Raw genomic sequence first — 808 nt, 5'->3', positions numbered from 1 at the left:
TGCATCTTCTGCAACGCCTAAAATTGTTACTATGTCTGCACCAAATTTAACTGCTTGGCTTACTTCGTAATCGGCAGCATCCATAATTTTTAAATCTGCTAATACTTTTACACCATCAATATTATCATTTAAATGTTGTACAGCTGGTAATCCTTCATTTATAACAATTGGTGTTCCAATTTCTACAATATCTACATAATCTTTAACTTTATTTGCTAATTCTGCAGCATCCTCTTTATTTAATAAATCAATTGCTAATTGTAATTCCATATGTTACTACCTCCTATATATTATATTATTCATTATGGTATTATTTGCGACAAATAACAATACTGACATTTTTGTCACTATATAAATTAAAGACGTTGTGTTGTTAATTAAATATAATAATAAAGAATTTTATATACCCCAATATTTAGCTTTTCTATAATTGGTAGAAGATGAAAATCACTTTTATCTTCTATCTTTTGCAAATTAATCGTTTAAGATTAAGTGAATTATAAAATAAACTACTCAGCGTATTTTATTAAAAAACTTCAAAAATTAGAGCAAAACAAAATCATTGAAAGAATTGTCTCCCCAGTAGTCCCCTAAAGTAAAATGTAAATTTAGTGAATTAGGATTACACCTTGATAAAGTAGTTTCTTCAATTTTTAGTTGGGGAGATGATTTTCTAGATACAATTAAAAAGGTTCTGTTGCAAAGTAAAAAATATAGCTAACCACTAATTTATCATGTCAGTGTTCGCTTAACTTGCTAGCATGATGCTAATTTCGTGGCATGGCGAAAATCCGTAGATCTGAAGAGA

General features: G+C 28.3%; 1 protein-coding gene. It reads right to left on the bottom strand.

Going from position 1 to position 808, the window contains the following annotated elements:
* A partial coding sequence (locus ACP7BT_RS13530; protein WP_426303792.1) for an orotidine 5'-phosphate decarboxylase / HUMPS family protein occupies positions 1-270 on the bottom strand: 270 nt, incomplete at its 3' end.
* Positions 271-808: the final 538 nt, after the last annotated feature.

Origin of the sequence: Staphylococcus sp. Y174-1, from assembly GCF_049897865.1 — a bacterium.
GTDB classification, from domain to species: domain Bacteria; phylum Bacillota; class Bacilli; order Staphylococcales; family Staphylococcaceae; genus Staphylococcus; species Staphylococcus saprophyticus.
This window is presented reverse-complemented; position numbering and strand designations above follow the sequence as displayed.